The following is a 597-nucleotide window of genomic DNA, read 5'->3' as shown; positions in this document are numbered from 1 at the left end:
GGTGTCCCCCCCAAAAAAATGCTGAATGAAATGATTGAGCAGGCGCACCGGGATTTGGAGGCAACCAGGCAGAACAGCCAGAACGATTCCAGATAATTTCAGACATATATTATCTCCGTGAATCCCCCGCCTCCTTTCCGGTGTGCGGGGTTTTGTCTTTTTTCACCGGGAATACATGTATGAATCCGTCTGATGCCATTGAGGCAATTGAAAAACCACTGGCCTCCCTGCCTTATTCGCTTTCCCGTCACATCCTGGAACATCTGCGTAAACTCACCGGCCACGAACCCGTGATTGGCATTATGGGTAAATCCGGCACCGGCAAAAGCAGTCTGTGTAATGCCATTTTTCAGTCCCGTATCTGCGCCACGCATCCCCTGAACGGCTGCACCCGCCAGGCTCATCGCCTCACCCTGCAGATTGGTGAACGCAGAATGACGCTGGTCGATCTGCCCGGCATTGGTGAGACACCGCAGCATGATCAGGAATACCGGGAGCTTTACCGTCAGTTACTGCCGGAACTGGATCTGATTATCTGGATCCTGCGGGCTGATGAACGTGCGTATGCTGCCGATATTGCCATGCATCAGTTTTTAC

General features: G+C 52.4%; 1 protein-coding gene. It reads left to right on the top strand.

The window, feature by feature from the left end; genetic code table 11:
- Positions 1 to 179 precede the first annotated feature (179 nt).
- Positions 180 to 597, top strand: a 418-nt coding sequence (locus AC5O77_RS22190) for a YfjP family GTPase (protein ID WP_494507219.1), incomplete at its 3' end; no start/stop codon positions are given.

It is taken from the genome of Stenotrophomonas sp. INTA L402-1 (assembly GCF_059295135.1).
This window is presented reverse-complemented; position numbering and strand designations above follow the sequence as displayed.